The organism is Aeromonas sp. QDB25 (assembly GCF_027707725.1).
GTDB lineage: Bacteria > Pseudomonadota > Gammaproteobacteria > Enterobacterales > Aeromonadaceae > Aeromonas > Aeromonas caviae.
Genome location: NZ_JAPCIZ010000016.1, coordinates 14671 through 30791 on the forward strand (window position 1 = coordinate 14671; position 16121 = coordinate 30791).

The window sequence follows — 16121 nt, forward strand, 5'->3', positions numbered from 1 at the left end:
GCCTTGCTCGACGGTCTGGAATACGACATTCAGTTGCTGTTTTCCCGCTTTCTCGGCTGGTTGTTGCTGTTGTTTCACACCGTGATCGTGGCTGGGATCTCCCTGCGGGTGGTGATGAAGCGACGTCCCATCGGGGTATCCCTCGCCTGGTTGGCCCTCATCTATGCCATCCCCTTCGCCGGGGTCGGTTTCTACGTGCTGTTTGGCGAGATACGCCTCGGCCGCAAGCGGGCGGAGCGGGCCCAGGCCATGTACCGTCCTTACGCCATCTGGATCCGCCAGCTCGCGCGCCTCTTCCCCCAGCACTGCTGCGAGGTGGGCAGCAAGGCACGCCCGCTCCACGATCTGATCCAGGGGCGCTTGGCCATGCCCATGCTCTCGGGCAACCGGATGACCCTGCTGCACAAGCCCAAGAGCATCGTAGAGGAGATAGTGCGCGACATCCGGGGCTCCTCCCAATCCTGTTATCTGGAGTTCTACATCTGGCACCCCGGCGGGGATGTGGACGAGGTGTGCGAGGCGTTGATGGAGGTGGCGGCACGCGGCGTGGATTGTCGTGTCTTGCTCGACTCCATCGGCAGCAAGACCTTCTTCCGCTCCTCCTGGCCCAAAACCTTGCGCGCCGCCGGCGTCAAAGTCGTGGAAGTGTTGCCGGTCGGCGCCTGGCGAATCCCCTTCCAGCGCCAGGACTTGCGCATGCACCGCAAGCTGGTGGTGATCGATGACAAGGTTGGTTATACCGGCTCCATGAACATGGTGGATCCTCGTTTCTTCAAGCAGGATGCCGGGGTCGGCCAGTGGGTCGACATCATGATCCGGGTGCAGGGCCCCGTGGTGCCGTTGATGTGGTCCACCTTCGTCTGGGACTGGGAGATGGAGACCGGCGAGCGGCTGCTCGACAGTCTGCAACATGAGCCGGAAGCCTGGCCACAGACCAACTATCGAGCCCAGCTCATTCCCTCAGGCCCCTTCGTCGGCGGTGACTGCATCCAGCAGAGCCTGCTGCTCGCCATCTACCAGGCTCGTCACCATCTGGTGCTGACCACCCCCTATTTCGTGCCGGACGATCCGCTGGCTGCGGCCCTCTCTTCGGCGGCGGCCCGCGGCGTGCTGGTGCAGTTAGTTCTGCCTGCGCGCAACGACTCCCTGATGGCCAACCACGCCAGCAACTCCTTCATGGAGGATCTGCTGGCGGCAGGAGTGGAGATATACCGCTATGATGCCGGACTGCTACACACCAAGAGCGTGCTGGTGGACGATGATTTCGCCCTGGTGGGCACGGTCAACCTCGACCGGCGCAGTCTCTGGCTCAATTTCGAGATCACCCTGCTCATCGACAACCCGGTGTTTGTCGCCGAGATGAACCAGCTGGTGCAGGGCTACATGCTGGAGGCGACCCCCATGTCACTGACCAGGTGGCGTGCCCGCCCCTGGTACAAAAAATTGCTTGAGAACATCTTCTACCTGTTCAGCCCCCTGCTGTGACAGCCAGAGCGTGGACCCCAAGCCGTTGTCTGGCTTGTGTTGATGCCCATCCTCCCCGTAGAGTGCGCCCATGCACCCGCCATTGAACCATTGTGGAGAAACAGAACTGATGAAGAAAAAAGTGGCCTTGGCCGTCGGAGTCGTGTTGGTGGTGGGAGGGCTTGGCGCCTGCTGGTACACGGGCAATACGTTCGACCGGATCCTGGCCGAGCAGATCGCCAGGGCGCAGCAGGAGAGCGGAATCGAAGTCACCTGGAGCCCGGAGACGGAGAATCTGTTCACCCGCGACGGCGTGCTCAAGGTGGTGGTGCCGCCCCAGACGCTGGCGAGTGTTGATCCCCAGCTGGCGGGAAGCGAACCCATCGAGATGCAGTTCGCGTTCAACAGCCGCCTGTTGCCGCTCTATATCAAGAGTCACCTCCAGCTGGATACCGCACAGGGCACGCTGGCGCCCATCCTGACCTCTCTGGGGATGCAGCAGTGGCAACTGGGGGCAGAATCGGCGAGCAGCCTCTGGACCATGAGCAACAGTTCCCGCTTCTGGGTGAGTGACTTCAAGGTCAAGGAGGGGCTCAACGAGTTCACCTTCCTGCCCTTGAACGGCGACTATCGTGGGGATCTCGACGGCAATGGTCATCTCACCGCCCACTGGTTGGGGATGACGGTCCACGATGCCCAGAGCAAGACAGATCTGGCCTTGGCGGATCTCAAGGGCAGTGCCGATATGGCCGAGATCAGCGGGCTCTGGCTCTCTCCCCGCAGCGATGCGACCCTCACGGCCTTCACCCTGATCCAGCCGGGGAACGTCAAGATCACGCTGGAGGGGCTGACCACGGCCACCGAGCTGGCGGGGGACGATCTTCAGACGCTCTCCACTCGCTATCAGATGAAGGTGGCGACCCTCAACATGGAGAGCGAGGAAGACCGGCTCGCGCTGACCCAGGGAAATCTGGATCTCTCCCTCAAGGGGCTGGATCTCGAGGGGTATCAGACGCTGCAAGAGGCCAGCAGCAAACGGGTGGACGAAGCGGCCATCCAGGAAGCGCTGGACAAGATGCTCCAGAGAGGGGCCACACTGGAACTGGCGGATCTGAGTGCGCGATTGAACGGTGAGCTTGTCAGCCTGCAAGGGGAGGCCAAGCTGGCGCCCACCACCCTGGCACAGTTGATGGGCAGCGAGGAGGGGATGCAGGCACTCTCCGGTCTGCTGCATGCCCACCTTGGGGAGAAGCTGGGCCAGGCCGTACCCCAGTTGGCCCCCATGCTGGAGCAATTCACTGCCATGGGATATCTGAAGGCGCAGGAGTCACAGCTTCAGGCCGAGCTCAAGCTCGACAAAGGGGTCGTGACCGTCAATGGTCTGCCGCTGCACCCGTGAGTGCCGCGCAATGAAAAAGGCTCCCTCGGGAGCCTTTTTTCTGGGGGCGCGCAGCCGCTTATTTGAACACGACGGTCTTGTTGCCGTAGACGAAGACCCGCTCGTTCAGCACCAGTTCCAGCGCCCGGCTCAGCACGGATTTCTCCACGTCGCGTCCGGCCTTGGCCATGTCATCGGCACTGAAGGTGTGATCGACGTGGATCACGTCCTGCTCGACGATGGGGCCTTCATCCAGATCGTCGGTGACGAAGTGGGCGGTGGCACCAATCAGCTTGACCCCGCGGTCGAAGGCCTGACGATAGGGGCGGGCGCCGATGAAGGCAGGCAGGAAGGAGTGGTGGATATTGATGATCTTGCGCGGATAGGCTTCCACGAAGCTTGGGGTCAGCACACGCATGTATTTGGCCAGGATGACGTAATCCGGCTGGTAGCCATCGATGAGCGTGCGCACTTGCTCCTCATGCTCGGTGCGGCTGAGATCCTCGTGGCTCACGCAGTGGAAGGGGATGTCGAACTTGCCGGTCAGCTCGGCGAGGGTGTCGTAGTTGCCGATGACCGCGACGATGTCCATGTCCAGGGCGCCGGCATAGTTCTTCATCAGGATGTCGCCGAGGCAGTGGGTCTCCTTGGTCACCAGGATGACGATGCGCTTTTTGCCCGCCTTGACGAGGCGACGTTGGGCGCCGGCAGGCAGGGCATCATCGAGGTCGGCCAGAAGGGTCTCGTCGTTGAAGCGCCCTTCCAGCTCGGTGCGCATGAAGAAGCGGCCGTTTTCGTGATCCACGAACTCGTCGTTCTTGTTGATGTTGAGCTGGTGCTTGTAGCAGATGTTGGTGATCTTGGCGATGAGACCCTTGGCGTCGGGGCAATCGGTCAGCAGTATTTTCTTTTCCATCTCTGTCATGATTCCGTTTGTGATGTTGGCACCCGGTCTGCGCGAGCGCGCGCGTTTTTGCTGGCACTATGCCACAAACGAAATCAGAAAGGACAGCGCGCCGTGTATCGGGTGGTGCTCGCGCGAAAATTGCAGTGCAGCCAGCTCCCGGTTTGTCTTTGATGGGTTTTTGGCTGGCATCCTGCGTCTTTTTTCTTTAGGCTGTCTGCGCTTATTCTCAGGGCGGGGCGAAATTCCCCACCGGCGGTATCCCGATGTGACTCGGGGAGCCCGCGAGCGCCCGACCCGGCATTCATCCGGGACGGGGTCAGCAGATCCGGTGAGATGCCGGAGCCGACGGTCATAGTCCGGATGAAAGAGGATAAGACAGATATTGCTGGCCAGACCCTGCCGGGTTGGCCGCCGCATGGCTACTTCTGTCTGCCTTTCCATGCCCTGATTCTGGTCCTTGTCTTTTTTAGGAGTCTTACCATGAATCAGTCTCTACTCAGTGAATTCGGTGATCCCATTGCTCGCGTCGAAGCCGCGCTGGCCGCCCTGCGTGCCGGTCAGGGTGTGCTGGTGGCCGATGATGAAGATCGTGAGAACGAAGGCGATCTCATCTTTGCCGCAGAAACCATGACCAACGAGCAGATGGCCATGATGATCCGCGAGTGCTCCGGCATCGTCTGCCTCTGTCTGACCGACGAGCGGGTTCGCCAGCTCGAGCTGCCGATGATGGTGGAGGCCAACTCCAGCCACTATCAGACTGCCTTCACTGTGACCATCGAAGCGGCGCAGGGGGTGACCACCGGGGTGTCCGCCGCCGATCGCATCACCACCATCCGTGCGGCCATCGCCGACGGTGCCCGGCCCTCCGATCTGCATCGACCCGGCCATGTCTTCCCGCTGCGCGCCCGCACGGGTGGGGTGCTGACCCGCCGTGGTCACACCGAAGCGACCGTCGATCTGATGCAGCTCGCCGGGCTCAAACCTTACGGAGTATTGTGCGAGTTGACCAAGGAAGATGGCTCCATGGCCAGGTTGCCGGACCTGGTGGCCTTCGGTCGCCAGCACCGGATGCCGGTCCTGACCATCGAAGATCTGGTGCAATATCGTCAATTGCTGTCAGAACGTTCAGCCTGAGCCTCATACGAAATTGTAATAAGCCCAAATTTTGGTTACGCTTTGTGCGAACCTCATCCAGGGACACTCATTTTTGCTTAAGGTTTGTACGGAAAGTGTGCAACTAAAAAAAAATGAGGGTTTTAACGCATTTATCTGTGATGAGGCCTATCCAAACTATGATTTTTTTGTGCCATAATCACGCCGCTTGCTAAACGTCTGGCGAGTTAAAGGGAGCTTTTAAAAATGAAAAAAATGTTGTTGGTAGGTGTTGTTGGTCTGTCCGCTCTGCTGGGCGGTTGTGCAAACACCAGCGAACTGGAAACTTCCGTTCAGAATCTGTCTAACAAAGTTGACCAACTGGCTCAAGATGTTAGCGCTGTTCGTGCTGATCAGTCCAAGATCGCTGCTGATGTTGCAGAAGCCAAGCAAGAAGCTATGCGTGCTAACCAGCGCATCGACAACATGGCTACTTCCTACAAGAAGTAATCCATGCGAAAAAATGGCGCATTTCAATGCGCCATTTTTTTTGCCTGAAATTCATCAAATTACCGCGTTTCCCCGCTGAAACCCGCCTGACAAGGCAATGCCGACGAATCGGCATCCCCTCTTCTGATTTTCCTGTCGCTCAATAGAGCAGGCTGTAGAGCTTGCGACGATAACTCTGCGCCGCCGGGTGCGCGCCCATGGTTGCCAGCACATCGAGATAGATCTTCTTGGCATCGCCAAAGGCGAGATCACGTTTGAGGATGGTGAACAACAGGGCCAATGCCTCTTCCTGTCGACCAACCTGGCTGTAGAGCACCGCCAGCTCCTGGGCGAGGGCATGATCATCCGGCTGTTCAGCGTGGCGCAGCTCCAGGGCGCGCAGCTCAGGGCTGTCGCTGGCCTGCAGCGCCAGTGAGAGGCGGGAGCTCAGGGTCTGGTAATGATCATCCTGTGCCACCATGGGGATGGTCGAGAGCAGGCTCTGCGCCTCGTCAAGGAGATTGAGATCCAGCGCCGCCTGTATCAGCCAGAGCGTGATGTCGTGACGCTCGGGGGCGAGGCGATGGGCCTGGCCAAGATGGGTGTGCGCCACATCGGCTTGCCCGTTCTCCAGCGCCTGCTTTGCCTGATCGAGCAGCAACTCCTCCTCTTTGGGGGCAAAGGCGGCGAAATACTGGCGCAATGTGGCTTCATCCTGCGGCCCTTCCAGAATGGCCTGCTCATCCGGACGTCCCTGATGGAACAGCACCAGCGCGGGTAGTGCGCGCAAGGCAAGCTGGCTGGCCAGAGGCTGCAACTGGGGGTCGTTCATGTCGACTTTGGCCAGGGTCACCGCCGCATTGGCCGGGCCGACCAGCGCTTCCACTTGCGGGGTCATGGCCTGGCACTCCGGCATCTGGGGCGCGTGGAAATAGATGACGACCGGCTTTTTCATGGACGCATCGAGCAATTCTGCGTGGAAGTTCTGGGGAGTGATGTCGACGATCATGAGGCTGACTCTCGAAAAATGGTGTGGATCAACATGGGGTCCAGCGGGGTGGAATTCAAGCGCGCATCCAGCAGATGGGCATCGACCCTGCGAGTCGGGGCAGCCAGGCTGAGCCATCCGCTGCCCGCGGGCCAGTCGCGGATTTCATAGTGGCGATTGTCGAGATGATTTTTGAGCTGCCATGCCTGCTCCGGAAGGAAGCAGATCTTGTCGAGTCCTGCGGAAATACCGTCGCCATGCGCCTTGAGCACAGCTTCCTTGCGAGACCATAGCCGATAGAAGGCCGAATGTTGCTCCTCTCGGGGCAGGGCGTTTAACCATTGGTATTCGCTTGGCGCATAGAAGCGTTTGGCCAGCGGCAGTATGGAGCGGTGACGCAATCCCATCTCGATGTCCACCCCAAGGGGGCCCTCCTCACAGAGGGCGATCACCAGCCACTCTCCGCTGTGGCTGAGGTTGAACTGCCAGCGATGACTGAGCAGTGTCGGTTTGCCATGCGCACCGATGCCAAAAGTCAGGGCATCGGCCCGGCAATGGAGTCGCTCGGCCAGCAGGCGGCGAAGCAACACGCGTCCCAGCAGATACTCGCGCTGGCGGCCGGGTTGGCGGATCTCGTGCCAGTGGCGGTATTCCTCCGGGGAGAGCCCGGATGACAGCCCGATCAGCTGTTCAGTATCGACGAGCGCGGTATTTAACAAATAGAGATCCGCAGAAAGCATAATATTTCACTTAAAAATGGGGTCGAAGTAGCGATAACAATCCGTTTGGAGAGGCCGAAACCGATGCTTTCAAGATTGTATATTGTTTGGCCATGATCACATAAATTGCGCTAAACAGAGCATTTCCTTGCAAAAATGTGAGGTCGATTGGGATTTTCGCTTGCCTCGATAGAATTCTTGGATATAGTCGGGTGCTGTTGCCTTATAAATTGCCCTGTCGGGCTGCATTTTAACAAGTTTCACTCTTTTTTGCGGGGATAAAGGATTGCGCCACCTGATGCTACTGCTGGTCGCGCTCGGAATGGTAGGTTGTGCTTCGGCACCCCAACCCGAGGTCGCGAGCAAGATCGAGGTTTCCATGATGGAACCCGTGATTGAACCCGAAGTTTCGCCTACCCCGGATGTCAACGAAATCCTGACCGTATACAAAGAGTGGCGTGGTACCCCCTATCGTTATGGCGGTACCACAGAACGAGGTATCGATTGCTCGGCGTTTACCCGTGAAGTGTTCCGCAATGCCATCGGCATCGAATTGCCCCGCGATACCCGCTCCCAGGTCCACGAAGGCTCTCGCGTCTCCAAGCAGGATCTGGTCGAGGGGGACCTGGTCTTCTTCAAGATCAACCCGCGTCTGAACCATGTCGGCATCTATGTCGGCAACGGTGAATTCATCCATGTCTCCTTCCGTGCCGGCGTCACGCGCTCCAAGCTCGACAATGTGTATTGGCGCAACAAGTTCTGGCAGGCACGCCGGATCGATATCTGAGTCAGGCTGGACAAACGGCTCGCAGTACGGACTGTTTTTCCAACCTCACTTGAACCGGACCCTCAGGGTCCGGTTTTTTTATGGCCCTCTTTTAGACTTTCCCTGGCCGACTCTCTATAGTGTGGCCCCCTTGATCCTCGGCAGGTCCAGCATGACACCCCAGCAGAAAACCGGATTGCACCCGCGCAATCGCCATCAGGCCCCCTACGACTTTGACGCGCTCTGCCTGCGTACCCCGGCGCTGTCGCCTTTCGTGTTCGTCAACGAGCACGGCACCCGGACCCTGGATTTCGCCGATCCGGCCGCCGTCAAGGCGCTCAACCGGGCGCTGCTGGCGCTGCACTATGGCATCGAACACTGGGATCTGCCGCCTGGCTACCTCTGCCCGCCCATCCCGGGGCGGGTCGATTATCTGCACCGCGTCGCGGATCTGCTGGCGGAGAGCGCGGGATGCGTACCGACGGGCAAGCAGGTTCGAGTGCTGGATGTCGGTGTCGGGGCCAACTGCATCTATCCCTTGCTGGGCGCCCGGGAGTATGGCTGGCGCTTCGTGGGCTCAGACATCGATCCTGTGTCGGTGAAGGCGGCAACCCTGCTGGCCACCAGCAATGGATTGGGCAACCAGATCACATGCCGTCATCAGGGTAACCCCAAGCATGTCTTTCGCGGGATCCTGGGGCCGAAGGAGCACTTTGCCCTGACTCTGTGCAACCCGCCGTTTCATGCTTCTCTGGCGGAAGCGAGCAAGGGGACGGAGCGCAAGCTGCGCAACCTGGGCAAGGGCCAGGCAGTGGCCGGGGCGCCCGTGCTCAATTTCGGCGGTCAGAAGGCTGAGCTCTGGTGCGAGGGGGGCGAGGCGGCGTTTCTGGCGGCCATGATAGAGCAGAGCAAGGAGTTTGCCAGCCAATGCCTCTGGTTCAGCTCGCTGGTGTCGAAAAAGGAAAATCTGCCTGCCGCACGAAAGGCGCTGGCTCGGGTGGGGGCGCGGGAGGTTCGCGTGCTCGACATGGCGCAAGGCAACAAGGTGAGCCGGATCCTCGCCTGGAGTTTCCTGGACGATGAGCAGCGCAAGAGCTGGTGGACCGCCCAGGGGAGATGATCGAGGACGGGGCTCAGTGGCGACACGGGCCCCGTCTCTTTTTCAGCTCAGATGTTGATTCGTTTGCAGCCTTACATTCAATCGTTTTCCTGCCCGTGTTTGCTCGCATGTTAGTGACCACTTTCGCGCCTGGTACAGGTGTACGCCGAGATTTTTTTGTACTTGCTGATGAAACTTTCATAAAATAGGACTGGTTAGACCTCTTTACAGGCTTTGAATCGAATAGGGATCGGTAAATGAAAGTTGTCGATTTTCTGAAGCACAAGCGCGAAATTCTGGCGCAACACCCCTTTGAGCTCAAGGATTGGCTCTCTCCGGCGATCCGCGACTACTGGCGTGAGTTTCAGCAAAAGGCACACCTTCACCCCTTGCTGGGAAGAGTGCTGGATCTGCAGGGGGAGTCCCAGGATGCCCGCCAGCAAGAGGCTGCCAGAGTCACCCAGGTCGCGAATGGCCAGCCTGCCCTGGCGCAGGATCCCGTGGTAGAGCTCGAAGGCGAAGCGGCGGCACTCTATGCCGAGTTGCAGACCCGCATCGGTGAAGAGACCCATGTGGGCGAGTGGTTGCAGGTCACCCAGGCGTTGATCAACCAGTTCGCGACCGTGACCGGCGATCATCAGTGGATCCACACCGATCCCGAGCGTGCGGCAGCCGAGTCTCCTTTCAAGACCACCATTGCCCACGGCTTCCTGACTCTGGCCCTGCTGCCCCAGTTGACCGGTTCGGTGGACGAGAGCACGCCGGAGTTCCCGACAGCTCGCATGGTGGTGAATTTCGGCCTGGAGCAGGTCCGCTTCCCTTACCCCATCAAGGTGGACAGCAATATCCGCGCCCGTACCAAGCTGTCGCGTGTCACGCCCATCAAGGGGGGCATCGAGCTCCTCAAGGAAATCAAGATAGAGATCGAGGGGATCCGCCGCCCTGGCTGCGTCATCGAGTCGGTCACCCGGATCTATTTCTGACGCGCTCGTCTTGCGTCCATGAACACAGGCCCACTTCGGTGGGCCTGTGTCGTTTCTGGCGGGTCAGAAACTCGCTCCCAGGGTGATGAGGTGACGCCACTCCTTCTCGCTCACATCCCTGTGCAGGCCGTGGTAGTCGAGCCAGGCATCGTCCCAATCCAGTTCGCTTGACCAGGAGAGGCGCAGGTGATCGTTGAAATAGTACCTGAGGCCCAGGCTGCCGCTGACGGACTGCTTTCTGGTCAGGTAGGGGGAGGGTTGATCGACGAATTTTTCATAACTGCCCTTGCCAAACAGCTCGAATTTTTCTTCCCAGAGGGTCCAGGGCTGCCGGTAGTCCCACCCCAGGCTGACGAAGGGGTAATTGATGATCCTGTCGTCAAACAGGTCGGAATTGCTCCACACCTCCGGCCTGAAATAGGCCCGCTCCAGACCGAGCTGTGTAATGAGCTCCAGCCGGCGTTGCCTGTCATTCCAGAAGCGGTAGCCGGGGCCGGAAGCATAGTCAATCTCCAGATAGCCGGCATCGATCATGTTGTAATCGATGTCGACGGAAGAGCGAAGGAACGAGTGATCGTCGAAGAAAAAGTCGAGCTTGGGTTTGAGCTTGTATTCGTGGCTGTCGGTGATGTTGTTCGCCGTTTCGTAGATGTACTCGCCATCCAGGCTGTAACGCCAGTCCAGATTGGCAAACTCGGTGGAGACCTTGAGATTGACGTTGTTGGTCTTCTTGGTGTTCTCCTTCAGCTTGATGTTGAGATCCCCGTTCCCTGTCAGCAGCCAGGCATTGGCCTCGTCAGGAGAGTCCAGCAGGGGGATCCCCGTCTTGGTGAGCGGCTTGGGTTTTTCCTGCTTGTCCAGACGCCATCGTTTGATGGCGCGGCGCGGGACCGTCATGGCCTGACTGTAGGCGGGCTTGATGCGGATCTGCTCGTCCGTGATCTCCTCTATGGTCCCGCTCAGACGATCGCCGTTGCGCATCCAGAGGATGTCCGCCATCGCCGCGGAGCCAGGCAGCAGAAACAACAGGCAAACCACATGACTGATTCTGTTCATGGTGGTCAGGCCTTCAGCCGCTCACGGGTTTGGGCAGCCCGCTCTTGCGCTCGAGCAGGGCGGTCACCTGGGCACTGTCGATGTCGGGGGCAGCGATGAACTGCTCGGCTTCGGGGGAGAGCACCAGCGGCGCCCCTTGTGCCATCTCCGCTTCGGTGCGGGAGAGGGGGGAGTGTACCTCCAGCCAGCGACGACCGTCGGGTTCCACCGCCATCTTGACCGGCTGGTTGATGACCCGGACCGGGGTGCCGACGGGAACAAGACCAAACAGGGTTTCGATGTCATCCGGGCGCAGCCGGATACAACCCGCGCTGACTCGCAGACCGACCCCGAAATCCTTGTTGGTGCCGTGGATGAGGTAGTCCTTGTTGCCATAGCCAAGACGCATGGCGAACTTGCCGAGGGGGTTGTCGGGGCCGGGGGGGACCACGGCGGGCAGATCGATCCCCTTCTGCTCCAGCCAGGACTTGCGGACCATGGGGCCGGGCACCCAGGTCGGGTTGGGATTTTTCGCGATGACGGTGGTGGTCATCTCCGGCGTCTCGCGGCCGATGTCACCGATCCCGATGGGCAGCACCATCACCTCCTGCTTGCCCTTGGGGAAGTAGTAGAGGCGAAGTTCAGGCAGGTTGATGACGATGCCTTCTCGCGGCACGTCGGGCAGCAGCATCTGGGTCGGCAGAGTGAGCCGGGTGCCCGGGGTGGGCAGATAGGGGTCTACGCCGGGATTGGCTTCGAGCAGTGCCAGAAAGCCTGTCCGGGTATGCTTGCCGACCAGTTCCAGATGATCGCCAGGTTGTACGATGTAATCTTCCAGGGCGCCGATGAGACGGCTGTCCGCTGGCGGCAGGGGATAGGTGTTGGACCAGACAGGTGCGGCCCAGAGGCTGGCGGCGGCCAGCAACAGTGAGACGATACGAGTGTTGAGCATGGTTGTTCCTATCGGCTGGGGCGAGGGACGGGTTCCCTTCCAAAAAATGAGCAGAGATTGTCAACGAATCCCGCGGGGATTACCAGTCCGGCACCATGACTGCCGGGAGGGCGGTGGCGAGCGCGTCACCGGGTGTCACCGACCCATCAGGCTCGCCGTATTCACCCGCCCGGAACCGGGTACAGGGTGGAGACAGTGAGCGAGGAGGCGCTGCAGGGTGAAAGTCACTAGTGTTGTGAGGGGCGGGATCGCCGGATGGCGGTTTTATCGCCAGTCGTCTGATCTGCAACGAGATTTACATTGATTTCCCGGCTAGGGTTGGGTCAATATGAGTGCCCGTGGAGAGATGCCGGAGTGGCCGAACGGGATTGACTCGAAATCAATTGTGGCAGCAATGCCACCCAGGGTTCGAATCCCTGTCTCTCCGCCATTTATTCCCCTCAAGCCCGCGCCCGTCGCGGGTTTGTCATTTCTACTGTCCATTCCCCGGCTCAGCTATCTCCCAATGTCTTTTCCGATTTGGGGCCTGTGGTCACGGGGTCGCGAAGTCTTACCCCATTCTCTCGAATGTCCATTCACCTGATTAGCCACTTGCCGGCCCAGTCAGGTCTCCCGGGGTCATCACCAACATGGTGATGGGGAATGGGCCCGCACCTGCAGGGTCATCTGGCCGACCCCGCGAGCTCAGCCATCGCGATCCCCCTGATAGGCGCAGAAAGCCTGCGAGTCGATGTGTCCAGAGCTCGCTATTGGTGCTTGGTTTTCTATCCCGCAGCCATCATCAAAGCAACGTGGCTGCGGGTTGGAGACTCATGCCTTGCGGCTGGCGAGCTGGCGAAGGCGCTGGGTGCTCTGGTGCAGACTCTGGTGCTGCACCTCGTTCAGGGCGCAGTGCTTGAGCACGTACTCGGCGCTGGCCACCACCGTCTTCCAGCGCGGTGCCTTGGGCAGGGTGTCGAGGTTCAGGTACTTGTCGAGGGTGCGGGTCTGGGGACTGGAGCGGTCCATGTAGACCCGCCACAGCTTGCTCTTCTCCGCCAGCACTATCTTGCCCTTGCCGGTGCTCTGCTGCCAGGTCTCCAGGGTGAGACGCATGGTGTCCACCAGGGCGCGGCGCAGAGGTTCGTCATCCTGCTGGCGAATGAGATCGTCCGCCAGCGACCTGAACTCCCCTCCCAGCCGGCTCAGTTCCCCCAGCAACTGGCCATCCTCGATGATGGCCTGGCGAGAGAGGCTCTTGAGGGCGTTCTCCAGTGCAGCCATGCGATTGTCGTCCTGGCGCGGTTCGGTGCCAAGGGTCAGCGCATAGGCGTGCTGCCCCCCCAGGTTGATGGGCAGGGCGCGGGCGTTGAGGGTGTCTCGCTGGCCCGCCACCAGGAAGTCCAGCTCCCGCTCCGGCTGCGCGGTCATGTCGGGCCACTGGCTTGCCAGCGGGGCGGCCAGCCACTCGTCCAGCATCTGCCCCTCCATGGCTTCCGGCTCCTGACCCAGCAGGCGCGCCAGGGCCCGGGAAGCAAACAGCACCCCTCCTTGCTCATCGAGGAAGACCATGGGGTCGGCCCCCTCGCCAAGCAGGGCGAGGAGCCGCTCCTGATCCTGGTGCAGTTGCTCCTGGAGCAGCAGACGGTGCTCTATCTCCTGTTTGAGCAGGCGGTTCTCCACCAGGGAGGCGCGCCCGGCGCTGGCCTCCAGCAGGGCCCTCACCCGGGCGAACAGCTCCTCCTTGCAGAAGGGTTTCACCAGATAGTCGTTGGCCCCGGCGTTGAAACCCTCTTCAATCTCCTTGGGCTGGTTGAGGGCGGTGAGCAGCAGCACCGGCAGCTTCTCCTTGGGGTGCTGCTGGCGCAGACGGCGGCAGACGTCGAAGCCCGAGAGGGTGGGCATCATCACATCAAGCAGGATGAGATCCACCGACTCCTGAGCCAGCTTGGTCAGGGCGTCGTGGCCGTCGCTGCTGGGCAGGATGCGATAACCGCAGGGCTGCAGCAGGTGGCGCAGTATGTGCAAATTGATGGGCTCGTCATCCACCACCAGGATGACGGGGGCATCTTGCGGCGGGGGCGGCAGATCCTCGCTCTCCCAGTCCGGCAGGATGACGGGTTGCTGGCGCACCAGCTGGTGCTCTATCTGGCGGCTGTCGAGGGTCAGACTGCCCGCCTTGCCGCTGGCCAGCGGCAGGGTGAAGGCGAAGGTGGAGCCGACGCTCGGCTCGCTCTCCACGAACAGCTCCCCCCCCATCAGGTGCACCAGCTGGCGGGTGATAGAGAGACCGAGGCCGGCTCCCTGCTTGCTCACTTCCGGGCTCATCTGCACCAGGGGCTCGAAGATGTGCTCCAGATGGTCCCTGGCGATGCCGATGCCGGTGTCGGTCACCTTGATGCGCAGGAAGTTGCCCTCCACCAGGGCGCTCAGCACCACCTTGCCCTGGGGGGTGTACTTGATGGCGTTGCCCACCAGGTTGTAGAGCACCTGCTCGAGGCGCTGCTCGTCCGCCAGCACAGGGGGCAGTTCGGCGGGGCTCTTGTCCACCAGGGTGAGGGGCTTGGCCTGTACCAGATGCTGGCAGAGATCCAGCACCAGCCGGATGACCCCCTTGGAGGAGACCGGCTGGGGGTGGATCTCCAGCTGGCCGTAGCGCATCTGGTGGTAGTCGAGCAAGTCGTCCACGAGGCGGGCCAGACCGTCGGCGCTCTTGATGATGAGGCCGAGTTGTTTCTGCTGCCCTTCGGTCAGGTCCTGCTGGCTGGCGAGCATGGACTCGGCCATCCCCTTGATGCCGTGGATGGGGGTGCGCAGCTCGTGGGAGGTGTTGGCCAGGAGTTCGTCTTTGAGCTTGTCCGCCTGTTGCAGGCTGAGGTTCTGCTTGTGGGTCAGCTTGACCTGCTGTTGCAGCTCCTGGGTCTGGCGTTCGATGAGCTCGATCTTGTCCTTCACCGAGCGCTGCATGTGGCGAAATGCCTGTGCCAGCCGGTCGATGTCATCGTCGGTGCGGGGGATGGTGATGGGGTGATCCAGGGCGCCGTCCGCCACCTGTTCGGCGGCGGCGGTGAGGGATCGCAGGGGCGCCGTGATAGAGTGGGAGAGCCAGCGGGAGAAGAGGATCAGCAGCAGCAGTGAGCCAGCTCCCAGCAGGATCACCAGGGTCTCGAGCTGGCGGATGGGGGCATAGGCCTCGCTGGTGGAGATCTCGGCGATGAAGGCCCACTCGGTATCGAACACCTTCACCTGGGTATAGGCGGCCAGCACCTCGTCATCGTGGTAGGAGAGGAAGGGGCCGACCCCCTGCTCCCCGGAGAGGGCCTTGATGATGAGGGGGGTCTGCAGCGGTCGGAAGTCGGGGCTGAAGCTGTTCTCCACGCTGAATTCGGGGGCGAGCCAGGCGTTGGCGCGCATCCGCTTGTCCGGGCCGATGAGAATGGTCTCGCCGGTGGCGCCGAGCCCCTCCCGCTCCGCCATGATCTGGTTGAGCTTGTCCGGCAGCAGTTCGAAGATGACCACGCCGCGCACATAGTCGTACTGCATCACGGGAGCGGCGAGGTAGGCGACCACCTGGCCGGTCAGCTCGTTGCGGCCAAAATCGGTGAACTCGAAGATCTGCTGGGGCTTCTGGCCGCCATCGAGGCGGCGCTTGATCTTGGCGAAGGTGTTGCCAAGACCGCTGGACTGGTAGGGGCCCGAGAGCAGGTTGGTGGCGAAGTTGGCCTGCTTGGTGACCGAGTAGACCACGTCACCGTTGAGGTCGACCAGGAAGATGTCGCTGTAGTTGGATTTGCGCACCATGTCGGCGTAGCCGCGATGGAAGCGCTGGTGGACGCGGCCATACATCTCGTCCGCCAGGATGAGGGCGCTGATGGAGGGCTCTATCTCCACCTGACTGTCAGGTTGTTGCAGCTTGTCCCAGGAGCCCGGCACATAGCGGGCCTGGGCGCGGGCACGGGCCTCCTGCGGCGTGGTGCCGAGCTTCTCGAAGGCACCGGTGAAACCGTAGAAGCGACCGATACTGTTGCCGGCAAAGTCCTGCTGGGAGAAGTTGATGATCTGCTCCTTGAGGTTGCCGAAGTAGTCTTGCAGCTGGTTTTTCTTGATGTTGCGCACCGAGACCAGATGGTTGGAGGTCTGGGTGGTGAGATCCTTGCCGTGGCTATAGAGGAAAAACAGGGTGACGACCAGGAAGGGCACCAGGCCCAACATGAAAAAAGCCAGCATCAGCTGCGGTCTGAGCCCCCGAGGCCTGAAGTTCCATTTCATC

The 16121-nt window shown here is 60.7% G+C and carries 14 protein-coding genes, 1 tRNA gene and 1 riboswitch; of the genes, 8 read left to right on the forward strand and 7 right to left on the reverse strand.

Annotation, left to right across the window (positions count from 1 at the left end; genetic code table 11):
- Positions 1–3: 3 nt before the first annotated feature.
- Both cls and PG883_RS07805 read left to right on the forward strand, forming a co-directional pair.
- Positions 4–1485 carry a cardiolipin synthase gene (gene cls, locus PG883_RS07800; RefSeq protein ID WP_010673520.1) on the forward strand — a complete coding sequence of 494 codons (1482 nt, stop codon included), beginning with the start codon at positions 4–6 and terminating at the stop codon, positions 1483–1485.
- A gap of 109 nt (positions 1486–1594) precedes the next feature.
- A complete protein-coding gene (locus PG883_RS07805; RefSeq protein WP_128296989.1) occupies positions 1595–2863 on the forward strand; it encodes a DUF945 family protein in 1269 nt (422 codons plus the stop codon).
- Positions 2864–2921: 58 nt separating this feature from the next.
- On the opposite strand, the gene purU is transcribed toward PG883_RS07805, so the two are convergent.
- Entirely contained in the window at positions 2922–3758 is an 837-nt protein-coding gene (purU, locus tag PG883_RS07810; protein WP_029313992.1) for a formyltetrahydrofolate deformylase, read from the reverse strand.
- A 209-nt stretch (positions 3759–3967) separates the two neighbouring features.
- Positions 3968–4125: riboswitch (FMN riboswitch) on the forward strand.
- 104 nt (positions 4126–4229) lie between these two features.
- Here purU and ribB point away from each other — a divergent pair.
- Together ribB and PG883_RS07820 are read left to right on the forward strand one after the other, a co-directional pair.
- Positions 4230–4883 (forward strand): 3,4-dihydroxy-2-butanone-4-phosphate synthase, encoded by a 654-nt coding sequence (gene ribB / locus PG883_RS07815; protein WP_010673523.1) that lies wholly within the window; start codon positions 4230–4232, stop codon positions 4881–4883.
- 225 nt (positions 4884–5108) lie between these two features.
- On the forward strand, positions 5109–5351 hold the full coding sequence (locus PG883_RS07820) for an Lpp/OprI family alanine-zipper lipoprotein (RefSeq protein WP_010634682.1): 243 nt from the start codon (positions 5109–5111) through the stop codon (positions 5349–5351).
- Between the two features lie 139 nt (positions 5352–5490).
- Here the strand turns inward: PG883_RS07820 and PG883_RS07825 are convergent, their stop codons facing one another.
- The 3 genes from PG883_RS07825 to PG883_RS07835 form a co-directional block, all read right to left on the reverse strand.
- Positions 5491–6339 (reverse strand): tetratricopeptide repeat protein, encoded by an 849-nt coding sequence (locus PG883_RS07825; RefSeq protein ID WP_041214740.1) that lies wholly within the window; start codon positions 6337–6339, stop codon positions 5491–5493.
- Complete coding sequence (locus tag PG883_RS07830; RefSeq protein ID WP_053288177.1) at positions 6336–7058, reverse strand: 4'-phosphopantetheinyl transferase family protein; 723 nt, start codon at positions 7056–7058, stop codon at positions 6336–6338. The genes PG883_RS07825 and PG883_RS07830 overlap by 4 nt, the downstream gene beginning before the upstream one ends.
- A 96-nt stretch (positions 7059–7154) precedes the next feature.
- Positions 7155–7418 carry a hypothetical protein gene (locus PG883_RS07835; RefSeq protein ID WP_164882945.1) on the reverse strand — a complete coding sequence of 88 codons (264 nt, stop codon included), beginning with the start codon at positions 7416–7418 and terminating at the stop codon, positions 7155–7157.
- Here PG883_RS07835 and PG883_RS07840 point away from each other — a divergent pair.
- The 3 genes from PG883_RS07840 to PG883_RS07850 all read left to right on the forward strand — a co-directional run bounded on the left by PG883_RS07840 (position 7336) and on the right by PG883_RS07850 (position 9885).
- Positions 7336–7824 carry a C40 family peptidase gene (locus PG883_RS07840; RefSeq protein WP_010673526.1) on the forward strand — a complete coding sequence of 163 codons (489 nt, stop codon included), beginning with the start codon at positions 7336–7338 and terminating at the stop codon, positions 7822–7824. The two genes, PG883_RS07835 and PG883_RS07840, sit on opposite strands and share 83 nt — an antisense overlap.
- A 151-nt stretch (positions 7825–7975) precedes the next feature.
- Positions 7976–8923, forward strand: coding sequence for a 23S rRNA (adenine(1618)-N(6))-methyltransferase RlmF (rlmF, locus tag PG883_RS07845; RefSeq protein ID WP_029313997.1), 948 nt, complete (start codon positions 7976–7978; stop codon positions 8921–8923).
- 236 nt (positions 8924–9159) lie between these two features.
- Positions 9160–9885, forward strand: a complete 726-nt coding sequence (locus PG883_RS07850; protein ID WP_010673529.1) for a MaoC family dehydratase — start codon at positions 9160–9162, stop codon at positions 9883–9885.
- 63 nt (positions 9886–9948) lie between these two features.
- Here PG883_RS07850 and PG883_RS07855 read toward each other — a convergent pair whose 3' ends face one another.
- Positions 9949–10941: a DUF481 domain-containing protein gene (locus PG883_RS07855; RefSeq protein WP_125117418.1), complete on the reverse strand. Its 993-nt coding sequence runs from the start codon at positions 10939–10941 to the stop codon at positions 9949–9951.
- 13 nt (positions 10942–10954) lie between these two features.
- Positions 10955–11872 (reverse strand): L,D-transpeptidase family protein, encoded by a 918-nt coding sequence (locus PG883_RS07860; RefSeq protein WP_125117417.1) that lies wholly within the window; start codon positions 11870–11872, stop codon positions 10955–10957.
- A 340-nt stretch (positions 11873–12212) separates the two neighbouring features.
- Between PG883_RS07860 and PG883_RS07865 the strand changes: the two genes are divergently transcribed.
- Positions 12213–12302 (forward strand) — tRNA-Ser (locus PG883_RS07865).
- Between the two features lie 380 nt (positions 12303–12682).
- Here the strand turns inward: PG883_RS07865 and PG883_RS07870 are convergent.
- Complete coding sequence (locus PG883_RS07870; protein WP_128296988.1) at positions 12683–16120, reverse strand: hybrid sensor histidine kinase/response regulator; 3438 nt, start codon at positions 16118–16120, stop codon at positions 12683–12685.
- Position 16121: the final 1 nt, after the last annotated feature.

Bases quoted from the DNA above. Each gene is read 5' to 3' on its own strand.
- PG883_RS07805 (WP_128296989.1), top strand. From the start codon at position 1,595: ATGAAGAAAAAAGTGGCCTTGGCCGTCGGAGTCGTGTTGGTGGTGGGA.
- purU (WP_029313992.1), bottom strand. From the start codon at position 3,758: ATGGAAAAGAAAATACTGCTGACCGATTGCCCCGACGCCAAGGGTCTC.
- ribB (WP_010673523.1), top strand. From the start codon at position 4,230: ATGAATCAGTCTCTACTCAGTGAATTCGGTGATCCCATTGCTCGCGTC.
- PG883_RS07820 (WP_010634682.1), top strand. From the start codon at position 5,109: ATGAAAAAAATGTTGTTGGTAGGTGTTGTTGGTCTGTCCGCTCTGCTG.
- PG883_RS07825 (WP_041214740.1), bottom strand. From the start codon at position 6,339: ATGATCGTCGACATCACTCCCCAGAACTTCCACGCAGAATTGCTCGAT.
- PG883_RS07830 (WP_053288177.1), bottom strand. From the start codon at position 7,058: ATGCTTTCTGCGGATCTCTATTTGTTAAATACCGCGCTCGTCGATACT.
- PG883_RS07840 (WP_010673526.1), top strand. From the start codon at position 7,336: ATGCTACTGCTGGTCGCGCTCGGAATGGTAGGTTGTGCTTCGGCACCC.
- PG883_RS07835 (WP_164882945.1), bottom strand. From the start codon at position 7,418: ATGGAAACCTCGATCTTGCTCGCGACCTCGGGTTGGGGTGCCGAAGCA.
- rlmF (WP_029313997.1), top strand. From the start codon at position 7,976: ATGACACCCCAGCAGAAAACCGGATTGCACCCGCGCAATCGCCATCAG.
- PG883_RS07850 (WP_010673529.1), top strand. From the start codon at position 9,160: ATGAAAGTTGTCGATTTTCTGAAGCACAAGCGCGAAATTCTGGCGCAA.
- PG883_RS07855 (WP_125117418.1), bottom strand. From the start codon at position 10,941: ATGAACAGAATCAGTCATGTGGTTTGCCTGTTGTTTCTGCTGCCTGGC.
- PG883_RS07860 (WP_125117417.1), bottom strand. From the start codon at position 11,872: ATGCTCAACACTCGTATCGTCTCACTGTTGCTGGCCGCCGCCAGCCTC.
- PG883_RS07870 (WP_128296988.1), bottom strand. From the start codon at position 16,120: ATGAAATGGAACTTCAGGCCTCGGGGGCTCAGACCGCAGCTGATGCTG.